The organism is Streptomyces sp. NPDC007901, assembly GCF_042959465.1.
In the GTDB taxonomy this organism is placed as follows: domain Bacteria; phylum Actinomycetota; class Actinomycetes; order Streptomycetales; family Streptomycetaceae; genus Streptomyces.
The window spans coordinates 131,649-147,161 of the sequence record NZ_JBIBKW010000014.1 but is presented as its reverse complement, the minus strand read 5'-3'; the positions used below and the strand labels follow the sequence as shown (position 1 = coordinate 147,161).

The window sequence follows — 15,513 nt, the reverse complement described above, 5'->3', positions numbered from 1 at the left end:
CGCGCGGCCGACGGCCGGGTTCCCCTCCAGACGAGCTTCACCACTGCAAGGAGCCGCACCTGTGAGCAGTGCCGACGACCAGACCACCACGACCAGCAGTGAGCTGCGCGCCGACATCCGCCGACTGGGTGACCTCCTCGGCGAGACCCTCGTCCGGCAGGAGGGCCCCGAGCTGCTGGAACTCGTCGAGCGGGTCCGCCACCTGACCCGCGAGGACGGCGAGGCCGCCGCCGACCTGCTGCGCGGCACCGAACTGGAGACCGCAGCCAAGCTGGTCCGCGCCTTCTCCACCTACTTCCACCTCGCCAACATCACCGAGCAGGTCCACCGCGGCCGGGAACTGCGCGCCCGCCGCGCCGCCGAGGGCGGCCTGCTCGCCCGCACCGTGGACCGGCTGAAGGACGCCGACCCCGACCACCTGCGCCAGAGCGTCCAGAACCTCAACGTCCGCCCGGTGTTCACGGCCCACCCCACCGAGGCCGCGCGCCGTTCGGTCCTGAACAAGCTCCGGCGCATCGCCGCGCTCCTGGACACGCCCGTCATCGAGTCCGACCGCCGCCGCCACGACGTCCGGCTGGCGGAGAACATCGACCTGGTCTGGCAGACCGACGAGCTGCGCGTGGTCCGCCCGGAACCCGCCGACGAGGCCCGCAACGCCGTCTACTACCTGGACGAGCTGCACGCCGACGCGGTCGGAGACGTCCTGGAGGACCTGACCGCCGAGCTGGAGCGGGTCGGGGTGAAGCTCCCCGACGACACCCGCCCCCTCACCTTCGGCACCTGGATCGGCGGCGACCGCGACGGCAACCCCAACGTCACCCCCCAGGTCACCTGGGACGTCCTGATCCTCCAGCACGAGCACGGCATCAACGACGCCCTGGAGACCATCGACGAGCTGCGCGGCCTGCTCTCCAACTCCATCCGCTACACGGGTGCCACCGAGGAACTCCTGGAGTCCCTCCGCGCGGACCTGGAGCTCCTCCCCGAGATCAGCCCCCGCTACAAGCGCCTCAACGCCGAGGAGCCCTACCGGCTCAAGGCCACCTGCATCCGGCAGAAGCTGACCAACACCAAGCAGCGCCTGGCCAAGGGCACCCCGCACGAGCCCGGCCGGGACTACCTCGGCACCGCCGAACTCCTCAGCGATCTGCGCCTGATCCAGGCCTCCCTGCGCGAGCACCGCGGCGGCCTGTTCGCCGACGGCCGTCTGGCCCGTACGATCCGCACGCTGGCCGCCTTCGGCCTCCAGCTCGCCACCATGGACGTCCGCGAGCACGCCGACGCCCACCACCACGCCCTCGGCCAGCTCTTCGACCGCCTCGGCGAGGAGTCCTGGCGCTACGCCGACATGCCCCGCGAGTACCGCGCCAAGCTCCTCGCGAAGGAACTGCGCTCGCGTCGGCCGCTCGCGCCGACCCCGGCGCCGGTGGACGCGGCGGGGGAGAAGACCCTGGGCGTCTTCCAGACTGTGAAGAAGGCCCTGGAGGTCTTCGGACCCGAGGTCATCGAGTCGTACATCATCTCCATGTGCCAGGGCGCCGACGACGTCTTCGCCGCCGCGGTGCTGGCCCGCGAGGCCGGTCTGGTCGACCTGCACGCCGGCTGGGCGAAGGTCGGCATCGTGCCGCTCCTGGAGACCACCGACGAGCTCAAGGCCGCCGACACCATCCTGGAGGACATGCTCTCCGACCCGTCCTACCGCCGGCTGGTGGCGCTGCGCGGGGACGTCCAGGAGGTCATGCTCGGCTACTCCGACTCCTCCAAGTTCGGCGGCATCACCACCTCGCAGTGGGAGATCCACCGCGCCCAGCGCCGGCTGCGCGACGTCGCCCACCGCTACGGCGTGCGGCTGCGCCTCTTCCACGGCCGCGGCGGCACCGTCGGCCGCGGCGGCGGCCCCTCGCACGACGCGATCCTCGCCCAGCCCTGGGGCACCCTGGAGGGCGAGATCAAGGTGACCGAGCAGGGCGAGGTCATCTCCGACAAGTACCTGATCCCCTCCCTGGCCAGGGAGAACCTGGAGCTGACGGTCGCGGCCACCCTGCAGGCCTCCGCCCTGCACACGTCCCCCCGCCAGTCCGTGGAGGCCCTGGCCCGCTGGGACGCCGCGATGGACGTGGTCTCGGACGCCGCCCACGCGGCCTACCGCCGCCTGGTGGAGGACCCCGACCTGCCGACGTACTTCCTCGCGTCGACGCCGGTGGACCAGCTCGCCGACCTGCACCTGGGCTCCCGGCCCTCCCGCCGCCCCGGCTCCGGCGTCTCGCTCGACGGACTGCGGGCCATCCCCTGGGTGTTCGGCTGGACCCAGTCCCGGCAGATCGTCCCCGGCTGGTTCGGCGTCGGCTCCGGCCTGAAGGCGCTGCGCGAGGCGGGCCTGGACACCGTCCTGGACGAGATGCACGAGCAGTGGCACTTCTTCCGGAACTTCGTCTCCAACGTCGAGATGACCCTCGCCAAGACGGACCTGCGGATCGCCCGGCACTACGTGGACACCCTCGTCCCCGACGAGCTCAAGCACGTCTTCGACACGATCCGCGAGGAGCACGCGCTGACCGTCGCCGAGGTCCTCAAGATCACCGGCGAGAGCGAACTGCTGGACGCCACCCCGGTGCTGAAGCAGACCTTCACCATCCGCGACGCCTACCTGGACCCGATCTCCTACCTCCAGGTCGCCCTGCTCAAGCGCCAGCGTGACGCCGCGGCGGCGGGCACCGAGCCCGACCCCCTGCTCGCCCGCGCCCTGCTCCTCACCGTCAACGGTGTGGCGGCGGGCCTGCGCAACACCGGCTGACCGTTCTCAGCACGGCGGTGCCCCCGGGGTCGTCCACCCCGGGGGCACCCGTCGTCTCACTGCAGGGCGGCGAACGCCGCGGTGAGCAGCGCGATCCCGGTACCGCCGAGGATCCACGCCACCCGCGTCAGCCGCAGCCCGCCGGCCACCACCACCGACGCCAGCAGCAGCGCGCCGCCCAGCGGCACCCAGGAGTACAGGACCCCGGCGGGGCCCGACCGGACCACCTCGTCGGTGCCGGGCTTCACGATCACGTTGTAGGTTTGCCCCTTGCGCACCGCGACCGACTTGTCGATGACGACAGCGGCGCGCTTCGACGCGCCGGCCGAGACGGGCGTGAACGGGCCCGTGCAGGTGTCCGCACCGCACGCGGACACCTCGATCGTGCCCCGCTCCTTGCCCTTGGTCAGCATCACGTGCTGCGCCGTGCCCCAGGACCCCCACACCCCGGCGACCAGGATCAGCACGGCGACCGCGCCCATCGACACGACACGCAGCGCGTCGACCGGAGCCGTACGGGAGGAAGCGGCGGAGGCAGCAGGCATGGCCGGGATCATTGGCCATTTCCCTACGGTCGGTCAACTGCCGTGGGGGACAGGCAGGGTACGAACAAGTGACAAGTCAGGAGTTGTACGTGCTTTGCGCCCGCTCCAGACCCTCGGTCACCAGCGCCTCCACCGCGTCGGCCGCCCGGTCCACGAAGTAGTCCAGTTCCTTGCGCTCGGCGGAGGAGAAGTCCTTCAGCACGAAGTCGGCGACCTGCATCCGGCCCGGAGGGCGCCCGATCCCGAACCGCACCCGGTGGTAGTCCGGGCCCATCGCCTTCGTCATCGACTTCAGCCCGTTGTGCCCGTTGTCCCCGCCGCCGAGCTTCAGCCGGAGGACGCCGTAGTCGATGTCCAGCTCGTCATGGATCGCGAGGACGTTGGCGAGCGGCACCTTGTAGAAGTCACGCAGCGCGTTGACCGGGCCGCCGGAGAGGTTCATGAACGACATCGGCTTGGCCAGGATCACCCGCCGGTTCGCCGGTCCGGGCGCCCCGATCCGCCCCTCCACGACCTGTGCCTGCGCCTTCCCGGCCCGCTTGAACTTCCCGCCGATCCGCCCGGCGAGCAGGTCCACGACCATGAAACCGACGTTGTGCCGGTTCGCCGCGTACTCGGGCCCGGGGTTGCCGAGACCGACGATCAGCCAGGGGGCGTTGGCGGGGGAGCCGCCTGCGGGGGTGGTCACGTCCATGTCTCCTTGATACGCGCCAGCCGCCGCTCCCGGGAGGAAGCAGCGGCTGACGAACGATGAAACGAAGGTGAGGATCAGGCCTCGGCGGCCTCTTCGCCCTCGGCGCCCTCGCCCTCGGGGGCCTCCTCGGCCTGCGCGGCCAGGACCTGGAGGACGACCGCGTCCTCCTCGACGGCCAGGGTCACGCCGGACGGCAGGGTGATGTCCTTGGCGAGGACGGAGGCGCCGGCCTCCAGGCCCTCGACGGAGACGGTGACGGCCTCGGGGATGTGGGTGGCCTCGGCCTCGACCGGAAGCGCGTTGAGCACGTGCTCCAGCAGGTTGCCGCCGGCGGCCAGCTCGCCCTCGGTGTGCACCGGGATCTCGACCGTGACCTTCTCGCCGCGCTTGACCAGCAGCAGGTCGACGTGCTCCAGGAAGCCCTTGATCGGGTCGCGCTGCACGGACTTCGGGATCGCCAGCTCGTTGGTCTTGCCGTCGATGTCCAGGGAGATCAGGACGTTCGGCGTGCGCAGCGCGAGCAGCAGGTCGTGGCCCGGGAGGGTGAGGTGCAGCGGGTCCGAGCCGTGGCCGTAGAGGACACCGGGGACCTTGGACTCGCGGCGGATACGGCGCGCGGCACCCTTGCCGAACTCGGTGCGCGACTCGGCGGCGATCTTAACTTCGGCCATGTTGATCACTCCTCGTAGAGGTAGATGCGATGGGGGTCCCCCCGCTCGAGCGAATTCGAGAGTGGGGGAGGTCACCCGGCCACGAACGGCCTGCTACGAAGAGCGCGTCGATAACGGAGGCGTGGCCTCCCTCGCCGAGCAACTGGAGAAGTCTACTCGGCGAGGAAGGCCACAGAGAAATCGATCAATGCCCTCCGGGCGCGGGCGATCATGCAGAAGCGTTTTTACAGCTCACTGCTCGTCGAAGAGGCTCGTGACCGAACCGTCCTCGAACACCTCGCGCACCGCGCTCGCGATGGTCGGAGCGATCGACAGCACCGTGATCTTGTCCAGGTCGCGGCTCAGCTCACCCGGCGTCGGCAGCGTGTTCGTCAGCACGAACTCGCTCACCCGGGAGTTCTTCAGCCGGTCCGCCGCGGGGCCGGAGAGCACGCCGTGCGTGGCGGTCACGATGACGTCCTCCGCGCCGTGCGCGAACAGCGCGTCGGCCGCCGCGCAGATGGTGCCACCGGTGTCGATCATGTCGTCGACCAGGACACACACGCGCCCCTTGACCTCACCCACGACCTCGTGGACGGTCACCTGGTTCGCCACGTCCTTGTCGCGCCGCTTGTGCACGATCGCCAGCGGCGCGCCCAGCCGGTCGCACCAGCGGTCGGCCACCCGCACCCGGCCGGCGTCCGGGGACACGATCGTCAGCTTGTCCTTGTCCACCTTGTTGCCCACGTAGTCCGCCAGCAGCGGAAGGGCGAACAGGTGATCGACCGGGCCGTCGAAGAAGCCCTGGATCTGGTCCGTGTGCAGGTCGACCGTGAGAATCCGGTCCGCGCCCGCCGTCTTCATCAGGTCGGCGATGAGGCGCGCCGAGATCGGTTCACGGCCCCGGTGCTTCTTGTCCTGCCGCGCGTAACCGTAGAACGGCACGATGACGGTGATGGAGCGTGCCGACGCGCGCTTCAGCGCGTCGATCATGATCAGCTGCTCCATGATCCACTGGTTGATCGGAGCCGTGTGGCTCTGGATCACGAAGCAGTCGGCTCCACGCGCCGACTCCTGGTATCGGACGTAGATCTCGCCGTTCGCGAAGTCGAAGGCCTTCGTCGGGACGACCCCGACACCCAGCTGGTGGGCGACCTCCTCGGCAAGCTCGGGGTGGGCGCGGCCGGAGAAGAACATCATCTTCTTCTCGCCGGTCGTCTTGATCCCGGTCACAGCACTGTCTCCTCAGAGGTGTGTCAGCCGTACAGCAGGCTGTCCAGCGACCTCTCGGCTGGGCGCGAGAGGCCGATTCAGCTGGTTAGGTGCGGGTGTGCACTTATCACGGTACGACGTCTTCGGCGCACCTGTTTCCGGTCAGTCCTCGCTCGCGCCCTGCCGGGACGCCGCCTCGGCGGCCTTCGCCGCCGCGCTCCCCGGACGCTTCCGGGCCACCCAACCCTCGATATTCCGCTGCTGACCGCGGGCCACGGCCAGCGAACCGGGCGGCACGTCCTTCGTGATCACGGACCCGGCGGCGGTGTACGCACCGTCCCCGACCGTGACAGGCGCCACAAACATGTTGTCCGAACCCGTCTTGCAGTGCGACCCGACGGTGGTGTGGTGCTTGTTCTCGCCGTCGTAGTTCACGAACACGCTGGCCGCACCGATGTTCGAGTGGTCGCCGATCGTCGCGTCGCCCACGTAGGAGAGGTGCGGAACCTTCGTCCCCTCCCCGATCGTGGCGTTCTTCGTCTCGACGTACGTGCCGATCTTGCCCTTCGCCCCCAGCCGGGTCCCCGGCCGGAGGTAGGCATACGGTCCCACGGTCGCGTCCGGACCGATATGGGCGGAATCGGCCACCGTGTTGTCGACCCGTGCCCCGGCGCCGACCCGGGTGTCCTTCAGCCGGCTGTTCGGCCCGACCTCCGCGCCCTGCCCCAGATGCGTGGCGCCGTGCAGCTGCGTCGCCGGGTGCACTACGGCGTCCTGCTCGAACGTCACCGTCACGTCGATCCAGGTGGTCGCCGGGTCCACGACCGTCACGCCGGCGAGCATGGCCCGCTCCAGCAGCCGGTCGTTCAGGATCCGGCGGGCCTCCGCCAGCTGCACCCGGTTGTTGATGCCGGCGATCTCCCGGTGGTCGACGGCCACCGAGGCCCCCACCCGGTGCCCGGCCTCCCGCAGGATCCCGAGCACGTCGGTCAGGTACTCCTCGCCCTGGCTGTTGTCGGTCCGCACCTTGCCCAGCGCGTCCGAGAGCAGCTGCCCGTCGAAGGCGAACACACCCGAGTTGATCTCCTGGATCGCCCGCTGCGCCTCGGAGGCGTCCTTGTGCTCGACGATGGCCGTCACGGCCCCCGAGGCGCCGTCGCGCACGATCCGGCCGTACCCCGTCGCGTCCGGGACCTCCGCCGTCAGCACGGTCACGGCGTTGCCGTCGGCGTGATGCGTCCCGGTGAGCGCCTTCAGGGTCTCCCCGGTCAGCAGCGGGGTGTCCCCGCAGACCACGACCACGGTTCCGTCGACCGCCCCGCCCAGCTCCTCCAGTGCCATCCGTACGGCGTGCCCGGTGCCGTTCTGCTGCTCTTGTACGGCGGTACGGACGTCGGCGTCGACCTCACCGAGATGCGCGGCGACCTGCTCACGCGCGTGCCCGACGACGACGACCAGGTTCTCGGGGTCCAACTCACGGGAGGCGGCGAGCACATGACCCACCAGGGAACGGCCACAGATGTCGTGCAGGACCTTGGGTGTGGCCGACTTCATACGGGTGCCCTCACCCGCTGCGAGAACGACGACGGCTGCCGGGCGAATGGCGCTCACGGAGTTGCCCTTCGGCTTTTGGATGGTGGGGGTGACATCCGCAGGATACCGGGGCGTTTCGCGGGGGACATGGGAGCGGGCCCTGACGGTGCTGTCAGGGCCCGCTACTTGTCATGCTCCCGGAGAAGGATTCGAACCCTCATTCAACGGACCAAAACCGTTTGTCCTGCCCTTAGACGATCCGGGATGGTTTTTTCGCTATGTCCGATTCTGTTGATCGGCTTCGCGTGCGGAACCCACTATGCCGTACCAGGCGCCCTCGATGCGACGGTACAAGTCGGCACCCTTCAGGACTTTGATCACCAGGCAACCCCGGTAGCTGTCGCCTGTGTTCTTGCGTACCGTTTTGGGGTTGTGCCTCTTGAGGGTCGTCTTGTTGAAGGCGGAGGGGTCGGAGCGTACGAGGTTGGCCCAGTATTGCTCGGCAGCGGTTACGTCCGCGTTCTCGTGAATCATCACCGTATACCGGAGGCGCTCACGTTCCACTCCGAGGAGTTTGAGCCAGGCGAGGAAGACCTCGATCATGCCTGGATCGCTGTTGACGAACGTGACGTTTTCGCGGCGGGCGTATGGCTTGTCCTTGGCGCCTTCGGCCCAGTAAAGGCCAACGCCCACGAGGAACAGTTCGCGAGCGGACAGGCTGCCCACCGACTCTTCGGCTTCCTTCTTTACGCGTTGCCGTTCCTCGTCGCGGATGGCCAGTTCGTGCTCCCAGCGCCTATGTGATGCCAGCCTGGCCTGTTCGGCGGGGTTGCGCCGCTCCGGCTTCGGCAGATCCCGTACCCACAACGAGATCGAACTCTTCGAGCACCCCAGCTCCACCTGGATCTGGTCGTACGTCCGCCCCTGGAGCCGCATCTCCCGTGCCCTCTCCCTCAGGTCGTCCTTGGCGTTGGGGCGGTTCGTCCAGGGCGGGGGTGGCTCGCCCTCCAGGAGACGGTTGAGGATGTCGTTGTTGTCGACGTGGAGGCGGTCGCGGATCTGGCGGCGGCTGAGTCCGTCCCGTCGCAGCGCCACCGCCTGCTCTCGTAGCCCCTCGAAGTCCCGGTATTTGCTGTGTGGATGTGCCATAGGCATACCGTCCGGGCGGAATGGTCGGTTCCGGGGTCGAACGTGGGTGGTTCAGTAGTTCGAGGGATTCCAGTGGGTTTCGGCGTTGTTCGGTTACGGAGTGTGGTGTAGGCGAGTAGACGAAACTCACCGGAAAAGCCCACCCTCGCGCCCGTAGGCTGGAGGCATGACCACGACGGGGGCAGACCACGTGACGGCCTTGACCGGGCCGTGGTGGTGGGTGCGGTGGCGTAGTGCGGTGTTGGACGTGGGGCTCGCGCTGGTGTCGGCGCTGGAGTGTGCCGCGGAGGGGATTCCGTTCGCGCGGGACGCGGGGATCCCGGTGTCGGCGGGGATCGTGTTCGGTTTGCTGGCCGGTTCCGTGCTGGTGTTGCGCCGGAAGTGGCCGATAGCCGTGGTGCTGGTCGCGATCGCGATCACGCCGGCCCAGATGGGTTTCCTGATGGGCATTGTCGGCCTGTACACGCTGGCGGCGGCGGAGCTGCCGCGGCGGATCATCGTGGCGCTGGCGGGGATGACGTTCCTGGGGACGTTGATCGTGACGTTCGTGCGGGTGCGGCAGAGCATGGCGCGGGGGGACCTGACGCTGGGGGACTGGTTCGTTCCGTTCGCGTCGCTGGCGACGTCGTTGGGGTTGACGGCGCCTCCGGTGCTGCTGGGGTTGTACGTGGGGGCTCGGCGCCGGCTGATGGAGAGCCTGCGGGAGCGGGCGGACAGCCTGGAGCGGGAGCTCCAGCTGCTCGCGGAGCGGGCCGAGGAACGCGCGGAGTGGGCCCGGGGTGAGGAACGGACCCGGATCGCGCGGGAGATGCACGACGTCGTCGCGCACCGGGTGTCCCTGATGGTGGTGCACGCGGCGGCGCTGCAGGCGGTGGCGCGCAAGGACCCGGAGAAGGCGGTGCGCAACGCGGCGCTCGTCGGCGACATGGGGCGCCAGGCGCTGACGGAGCTGCGCGAGATGCTGGGCGTGCTGCGCTCGGGCGAGGGGATACCCGGTCGTACGGCCCCGGCCTCGGCGTCCGCCCCGGCGTCCGCCGTGGTGCCGTTGGCGGCGGTCGGGGTGGCGGCCGCGGCGGCCGCTTCGCGGGTGGTCGAGGAGGACGGGCCCTGGCTGTCGGAGCTGGAGGTACTGATCGGGCAGTCGGCGGCGGCCGGGATGGTGGTGGATCTGTCGGTGGAGGGGGAGGTCCGCTCGTACACGGTGGAGATCGAGCAGACCGCGTTCCGGGTGGTGCAGGAGGCGCTGACGAACGTCCACAAGCATGCGGCGGGCGCGAAGACGCACGTACGGCTGGCGCACCGGGTGGCGGAGATCGCCATGCAGGTGGAGAACGAACCGCCGCCGGAGCCCGCGTCGGCCGCGTCGGCGGGGCTGCCGTCGGGCGGGAACGGTCTGGTGGGGATGCGTGAGCGGGTGCTGGGGCTCGGCGGGGTGTTCGTGTCGGGGCCGACGGACGCCGGGGGTTTCCGGGTGTCGGCGGTGATCCCGGCGGCCTGAACGCCGGTCCGGTCAGGCGTGGGTGGTCAGGCGTGGGTGGTCAGCCGCTGGGGTTCGACGCCCGCGATGAGCGTGGTGAGCGCGTGGTCGATGTCGGGGCCGACGTACCAGTCGCCGGTGTGGTCGAGGGTGTAGACCCGGCCCTCGGCGTCGATGGCGAGCAGGGAGTGGGTGTCGGTCTCCGCGCCCAGCGGGCAGATCTCGGTGTGCAGGGCGCGGCCGAGGTCGCCGAGGGTGCGGGCGAGATGGAGGCCGTGCAGGGGGTCGAGGTGGAGGGCGGCGGGGGCGATCTGACGGCCGGGACCGCCGGGGCTGATGCGCAGGCCCCCGAACTCGGCCCAGGCCTCCACGGCGGCCGGGAACACGGCGTGCCGGTGCCCGGCGGGCGAGGTGTGCTCGCGCAGGGTGTCGGCCCAGACCTCGGCCTGCTTTATGTCCCAGCGTCCGGGCTGCCAGCCGGCGGCGCGCAGCGCGGCGTCGACGGGCACGGAGAAGCGCGTGGTCGTGGTGCGGTCGGGGTGCATCTGCCCTTCGTTCGTGTGTGGTGCGGGTGCGGGTGCTGTGCGGGCCGGGGTGCGTCAGCCGTCGGTGGCGGTGGCGGTGGGGTCGACGACGCGGACACCGAAGTGGGCGGTGAGCGCGGCGCACGCCCGGCAGGGGGCGGCGAAGCTGCCGTGCAGGGGGTCGCCGTCCTCACGTATGCGGCGCGCGGTGAGCTTGGCCTGCTTGAGGGCCCTGCGGGCCTCGCCGTTGGTCATGGGTTTGCGCAGGGCGCGTTTGCTGCGGGCGCCGTCGGCGGCGCTGATGTGCCGTGAGATGAGGATGGCCTCGGCGCAGCGGCCGGTGAAGCGGTCGCGCTGTCCGCTGGGCAGCGTGTCGAGGAACTCCTGGACCAGCGGGTGCAGCGGGGGCGGCTGGTCGCCGCGGGCGGCGGTGCCGGTGAGGGTGGCACCGCGGACGGAGAGGGCGGCGGCGACGGTGGGCAGAATGCCGTCGCGGCGGTGCTGGAGGCTGGGCACGGGAGGTATGTCGGTGCTGCTCCAGCCGATGCGGGGGTCGCCGTTGGAGGCGCCGTGGCCGGCGCCGGACATGGCGGTGTGCGGTCCCGTCTGTGTGGCGTTCATGATCGTCTTCCCCTCCCGGGCATCCCCCCGAAAGTCACAGACTGCCAAATCCCGTGGCGGGTGCGGAAGCTGGGGCGGTGCGACACGCCCGTGTTTGGGCACGCTGTCACGGCGGGGTGACGGCTGGTCACGGAACCGGAGGGCCGATGACCGGGGTTCGCGTACCGCATAGGCTGTCGGCACCGCGATGGGCGCGGTCGACGCGTCTGGGACGTGGGAGAGACAGCCGGATACGGGCCGTGGCGCGCCGCAGGGGTGTGGTTCCGGTTCGTACAGAGTGCCGCAGGGGGCAACCGTCATGACGACAGGTCGGCTCGGGCAGGCCGCGCCGCCGAACGCGGCCTATGCCGGGCAGGTCGTGCATTTCCCGGATCCGGTCCGGGCGGCACGTCACCCGAGAGGGGTACGTGTCGACGAGCGTGGCTACCCCGATTTCTCGCCCTACGCGCGTGCGGCGGCGGAGATCGCCGACCCGCCGGAGGGTTTCGGTGTCGACGAGTTGCGGCTGACGGACTTCGTGTCCGCGAACGCGGTGCAGGCGGCATCCGGTCATGAGCTGTGGGACACGGTGCCGGCGGTGGCGACCCCGCACGGCTGGACGTGGCACCACGTGGTGGGCTCGCGCCGGCTGGAGCTGGTCCCGGTCGAGGTGAAGGCGTTGCTGCGGCACCACGGTGGCGTGGCGACGACGCGTGTCGACCAGGGCAAGCGCGGGACCCGGCCGTTGCAGGAGACGCGTCCGGCGCACTTCGGGCTGCCGAAGTCGGGTCTGGCGGTGACGGAGTCGCAGGTGCAGGGGGTCGAGGAGGACCTCGGGTACCGGCTGCCGGGCGCCTACCGCTCGTTCCTGAAGGCGGCGGGCGGCTGCGCGCCGGTGGGCACGGCCCTCGACGCCGAGCTCGGACTCCTGCTGGACCAGCCGTTCTTCACGGTCCGCGACGAGGCGGCGGTGAACGACCTCGTGTACGTCAACAAGTGCCTGCGCGACCACCTGACCAAGGACTACCTGGGCGTCACCTTCGTACAGGGCGGTCTGGTCGCGGTGAAGGTGAGGGGCGACCGGCTGGGCTCGGTGTGGTTCTGCGCGTACGACGACGTGCGCGACGCGGACCCGTCGTGGTCGCCGGCCGAGCGCGTGGAGCGGCTGCTGCTGCCCTGTGGTGAGGACTTCGACGTGTTCCTGTCGCGGCTGGCGGGGTCCCCGCCGGAGCTGGAGACGGTGGCGAACCTGATGGTGGACGGCGGTTTCGCGCATGCCGTTCCCGCCGGGGCGGGGGAGTGAGTTCGGCATGGTGACGTTCGCGCAGGCGCAGGAGCGCGCGGAGGAATGGGTCAACGGGGACGTCCCGGCCTATCAGCACCGTGAGGTGCGGGTACGGGAGTTCGGCCTCGGGTTCGTGGTGTGGGGCGAGGACCGGGCCGAGGGCCCGCGCTCCGACGCGGGCGGGCAACGGCTGGTCATCGCCCGCGACAGCGGCGAGGCCACGCTCTGGCCGGCGCTGCCGGTGGGCGAGGTGATCCGCCGGTACGAGGAGGAGTACGGCCGTGAGGCCGAGGTCGCCGACGCGGTGCCGGCACCGGCGGCCCGGGTCGACCTCAACCAGACGTCGTTCCTGTTGAGCCCCCCGGAGTGGCTCCAGGAGGCGGCGGACAAGCTGGGCATTCCGGATCGGCGGTCCGGGGCTGACGGGACGTCGGCCGGTGCAGGTGAGACGCCGGTCGGGCTCGCCGAGACGCAGGCGGGGGTGCCGGCGGCCTCTGGCGGCGCAGGTGCGGGTGCGGGTGCGGGTGCCGGGGCGCCCAACGTGCCCGCCGGTGCGACTCCTTGGGCCGGTACCGACACCAACGCCGACGCCGGTGACGACCGTTCCGTCCCGCTCCCCGCGACCGTCTTCGCGCCGCCGCTGAGCGACGCCGACGACGGCGCCCTGGGCGACGCCGAGACGGCACTGATGGCGGGCGGCAGCCAACTGCCGCCCACGGCGGTGTCCCCGGCTCTGGACGGCACGGAGGCGCCGGGTGTGCGCGGTGGCGCCCCGGGCGGGCCGGGCGGGCCGGGCGGTGTGCCGGGCTCGCGCGGTGGTGTGTCCGGGACGGCGGGTGCGCCGGGGGTGCCCGGTGCGCCCGGGGTGCCTGCCGCACCGCAGGGCAGCAGCACGCCTCCGCCTCCGCCGCCTCCGCCGGGTGCCCAGTCGTACGGCTACCCGCAGGCACCGGCGGCTCCGGGCACACCCCCGCCGGGCGCGCCCGGATATCCCCAGACACCCGCGTCGCCGCCGCCCGCGCCTTCCAACGGCTACCCGCAGGGGCCCGGCGCCCCGGGATACGGCTATCCCCAGGCGCCCCAGTCGCCGGCCGGTCCGGCCACCCCGGGTCCGGCCGGTCCGGCCACCCCGGGTCGGCCTCTCGCGCCGAACGCGGGTGACATAGCGGACGCCGCGACGAGCAGGGCCGCGCCTCCTCCGCGCAGGGCGCGTGGCGGGGCGGGCGCGCCGCCTCCGCCGCCGGGCGCACCCGGAACGCCGGGCGTGTACCCCGGTGGTGCGCCTCAGCCGCCCGCGCCGGGTGGGCCGGTGGGCGGGTATGTGCCGACGCAGATGGTGTCGGCGCTGGGTCCCGAGGGACCGGAAGCTCCGGCGGGCGCGGGACCGGCGCCGGGCGCCCCCAACTCGCCCGGTGCGCCGGGCACTCCGCCCGGCACGCCCCCCGGCGATGTCCATCGCGCGGCCACGATGATGGCCGGCCCGAGCGTGGTGGGAGGGGGCGCTCCCGGCGCTCCCGCCGCTCCGAATCCGCCCGGCGCTCCTGGAGCACCGGGCGCCCCGGGCGTACCCCCCGCGCCGGGCGCACCGCAGCCGCCGAGCGCCCCCGGCGCCCCGGGTGCACCTTTCGCGCCCGGCGCACCACAGGCCCCAGGAGCTCCGGGCGCTCCGGCTGCTCCCGGTGCCCCGCAGCCTCCGGGCGCCCCCGGCATGCCTCCCGCCCCCGCCCCGCAGGGCTCCGCCGGAGGTGCGGGCGGGGCGGTGCACCACGCCGAGACCGTGCTGGCCGCGCCCCCGGTGAACGTCCCGGGCGGATACGCGCCCCCGCCGCCGCCCGCCCCCGGCGCACCGCACGCCCCGGGCGCCCCCGGCATGCCGCCGGGCGCTCCGCAGGCGCCGCCGTCGATGCCGGCCGGTGCGATGCCGCCGCCTCCCGGGCAGCCCGGGCCGGGGCAGCAGCCGCCGGCGTACGGATATCCGCAGCAGGGGCAGCCGACCGTGGGCCCCGGCTACCAGGCGGTGCTGCGCTACCGGGCGCAGGACGGTTCGGAGCAGCAGCTGATCCGGCGTTCGGCGCCGGGCACCCCGCACCCGGAGTGGCAGATCTTCCACGAGCTGCGCGCCATGAACGTGCCGCCGGACCAGGTGCTGGAGCTGCACACGGAGCTGGAGTCCTGCGAACTGCCGGGCGCCTACTGCGCGCGGATGATCCGGGAGCAGTGGCCGCAGGCGCGGCTCGCGAGCATCGCGCCGTACGGGACGGACCACGCGAGCCGGCAGCAGGGCATGCGGCAACTGCTGGCGCACCAGGGCGAGTTGCACCAGGTCGCGGCGGGTCCCGCGCGGCCCGCGCCGGTACGGGCGCCGCTGCCGCAGGTGCAGGCGGCGCCGCCGATCCCGCCGGAGGCGATTGCGCAGGAGCTGGCGGCGGCGTTCGGGCCGGGCGTGTTCCGGTTCGAGCAGGCGGCGGTGGACCGGCAGGGCGTGCCGCCGATCGTGGCGCACACGCTGGTGGCGGCGGGGCTGCCGCTGGACATGGGGCCGTTCTTCTGGGCGCAGGCCCAGCCGGGCCGCCCGGTGCCGACGCTGGCCGAACTGGCGCAGGAGCGCGGGGTGCAGCCGGCGCCGGACGCGGCCTCGTACCTCGTCATGGGCACCGACTTCGGCAAGGCGCTCTGTGTGCAGTACGGCACCGCGAACATCGTGGCCGTGCCGGTGGAGGCGGGGCCGGGCGGGGCGTCCGTGCCGCCGCAGTTCGTCAACACCGGGCTGCCGGAGTTCGCGCGCTGCCTGGCGCTGCTGGGCCGGATGTGGCGGCTCAGGTTCGGCCTGAACCAGGAGCAGGCGGGCCGCTGGACCGTCGACTTCCAGGCCCAGCTGGCCTCCCTGGACCCGGCGGCGCTCGGTTCGCCGGAGAGCTGGTGGTCGGTGCTGCTGGAGCAGATGTGGGACGGGCTGCTGTAGCCGGACCGCCGTAGCGGGCAGTCAGGACGGCCGTGCGGGGCCGGTCCGGTCGGGTGACCGGGCCGGCCCCGCACGCGCGTGCGCGTCC

At 71.9% G+C, this 15,513-nt stretch carries 12 protein-coding genes and 1 tRNA gene; 4 read left to right on the top strand and 9 right to left on the bottom strand.

Going from position 1 to position 15,513, the window contains the following annotated elements; all coding sequences use genetic code 11:
- Positions 1-61: 61 nt before the first annotated feature.
- Positions 62-2,794 (top strand): phosphoenolpyruvate carboxylase, encoded by a 2,733-nt coding sequence (gene ppc, locus ACFZDK_RS37035; protein WP_390978960.1) that lies wholly within the window; start codon positions 62-64, stop codon positions 2,792-2,794.
- A 56-nt stretch (positions 2,795-2,850) separates the two neighbouring features.
- Here the strand turns inward: ppc and ACFZDK_RS37030 are convergent, their stop codons facing one another.
- The 7 genes from ACFZDK_RS37030 to ACFZDK_RS37000 all read right to left on the bottom strand — a co-directional run bounded on the left by ACFZDK_RS37030 (position 2,851) and on the right by ACFZDK_RS37000 (position 8,577).
- Positions 2,851-3,351, bottom strand: coding sequence for a hypothetical protein (locus ACFZDK_RS37030; protein WP_390978958.1), 501 nt, complete (start codon positions 3,349-3,351; stop codon positions 2,851-2,853).
- 64 nt (positions 3,352-3,415) lie between these two features.
- Positions 3,416-4,033 (bottom strand): aminoacyl-tRNA hydrolase, encoded by a 618-nt coding sequence (gene pth, locus ACFZDK_RS37025; protein WP_390978956.1) that lies wholly within the window; start codon positions 4,031-4,033, stop codon positions 3,416-3,418.
- A 74-nt stretch (positions 4,034-4,107) separates the two neighbouring features.
- On the bottom strand, positions 4,108-4,704 hold the full coding sequence (locus ACFZDK_RS37020; protein WP_390978954.1) for a 50S ribosomal protein L25/general stress protein Ctc: 597 nt from the start codon (positions 4,702-4,704) through the stop codon (positions 4,108-4,110).
- A 231-nt stretch (positions 4,705-4,935) separates the two neighbouring features.
- Entirely contained in the window at positions 4,936-5,916 is a 981-nt protein-coding gene (locus ACFZDK_RS37015; protein ID WP_390978952.1) for a ribose-phosphate diphosphokinase, read from the bottom strand.
- A gap of 141 nt (positions 5,917-6,057) precedes the next feature.
- Positions 6,058-7,506 carry a bifunctional UDP-N-acetylglucosamine diphosphorylase/glucosamine-1-phosphate N-acetyltransferase GlmU gene (glmU, locus tag ACFZDK_RS37010; protein WP_390978950.1) on the bottom strand — a complete coding sequence of 483 codons (1,449 nt, stop codon included), beginning with the start codon at positions 7,504-7,506 and terminating at the stop codon, positions 6,058-6,060.
- A gap of 116 nt (positions 7,507-7,622) precedes the next feature.
- Positions 7,623-7,693 (bottom strand) — tRNA-Gln (locus ACFZDK_RS37005).
- A gap of 11 nt (positions 7,694-7,704) precedes the next feature.
- Positions 7,705-8,577, bottom strand: a complete 873-nt coding sequence (locus ACFZDK_RS37000) for a hypothetical protein (RefSeq protein WP_390978948.1) — start codon at positions 8,575-8,577, stop codon at positions 7,705-7,707.
- 166 nt (positions 8,578-8,743) lie between these two features.
- Here ACFZDK_RS37000 and ACFZDK_RS36995 point away from each other — a divergent pair, with 166 nt between their 5' ends.
- On the top strand, positions 8,744-10,075 hold the full coding sequence (locus ACFZDK_RS36995; protein WP_390978946.1) for a histidine kinase: 1,332 nt from the start codon (positions 8,744-8,746) through the stop codon (positions 10,073-10,075).
- Between the two features lie 26 nt (positions 10,076-10,101).
- On the opposite strand, the gene ACFZDK_RS36990 is transcribed toward ACFZDK_RS36995, so the two are convergent.
- On the bottom strand, positions 10,102-10,599 hold the full coding sequence (locus ACFZDK_RS36990; protein WP_390978944.1) for an SUKH-3 domain-containing protein: 498 nt from the start codon (positions 10,597-10,599) through the stop codon (positions 10,102-10,104).
- A gap of 54 nt (positions 10,600-10,653) precedes the next feature.
- Positions 10,654-11,199, bottom strand: a complete 546-nt coding sequence (locus ACFZDK_RS36985) for a YwqJ-related putative deaminase (RefSeq protein ID WP_390978942.1) — start codon at positions 11,197-11,199, stop codon at positions 10,654-10,656.
- A 298-nt stretch (positions 11,200-11,497) separates the two neighbouring features.
- On the opposite strand from ACFZDK_RS36985, the gene ACFZDK_RS36980 reads away from it, so the two are divergent.
- Together ACFZDK_RS36980 and ACFZDK_RS36975 are read left to right on the top strand one after the other, a co-directional pair.
- Positions 11,498-12,481: an HNH endonuclease gene (locus ACFZDK_RS36980; RefSeq protein WP_390978940.1), complete on the top strand. Its 984-nt coding sequence runs from the start codon at positions 11,498-11,500 to the stop codon at positions 12,479-12,481.
- Positions 12,482-12,488: 7 nt separating this feature from the next.
- On the top strand, positions 12,489-15,425 hold the full coding sequence (locus ACFZDK_RS36975; RefSeq protein WP_390978937.1) for an SUKH-4 family immunity protein: 2,937 nt from the start codon (positions 12,489-12,491) through the stop codon (positions 15,423-15,425).
- The last annotated feature ends 88 nt before the right edge of the window (positions 15,426-15,513 follow it).

Excerpts from the sequence above, each read along its gene's own strand:
- ACFZDK_RS37030 (WP_390978958.1), bottom strand. The coding sequence starts at position 3,351 with ATGATCCCGGCCATGCCTGCTGCCTCCGCCGCTTCCTCCCGTACGGCT.
- pth (WP_390978956.1), bottom strand. The coding sequence starts at position 4,033 with ATGGACGTGACCACCCCCGCAGGCGGCTCCCCCGCCAACGCCCCCTGG.
- ACFZDK_RS37020 (WP_390978954.1), bottom strand. The coding sequence starts at position 4,704 with ATGGCCGAAGTTAAGATCGCCGCCGAGTCGCGCACCGAGTTCGGCAAG.
- ACFZDK_RS37000 (WP_390978948.1), bottom strand. The coding sequence starts at position 8,577 with ATGGCACATCCACACAGCAAATACCGGGACTTCGAGGGGCTACGAGAG.
- ACFZDK_RS36995 (WP_390978946.1), top strand. The coding sequence starts at position 8,744 with ATGACCACGACGGGGGCAGACCACGTGACGGCCTTGACCGGGCCGTGG.
- ACFZDK_RS36990 (WP_390978944.1), bottom strand. The coding sequence starts at position 10,599 with ATGCACCCCGACCGCACCACGACCACGCGCTTCTCCGTGCCCGTCGAC.
- ACFZDK_RS36985 (WP_390978942.1), bottom strand. The coding sequence starts at position 11,199 with ATGAACGCCACACAGACGGGACCGCACACCGCCATGTCCGGCGCCGGC.
- ACFZDK_RS36980 (WP_390978940.1), top strand. The coding sequence starts at position 11,498 with ATGACGACAGGTCGGCTCGGGCAGGCCGCGCCGCCGAACGCGGCCTAT.
- ACFZDK_RS36975 (WP_390978937.1), top strand. The coding sequence starts at position 12,489 with ATGGTGACGTTCGCGCAGGCGCAGGAGCGCGCGGAGGAATGGGTCAAC.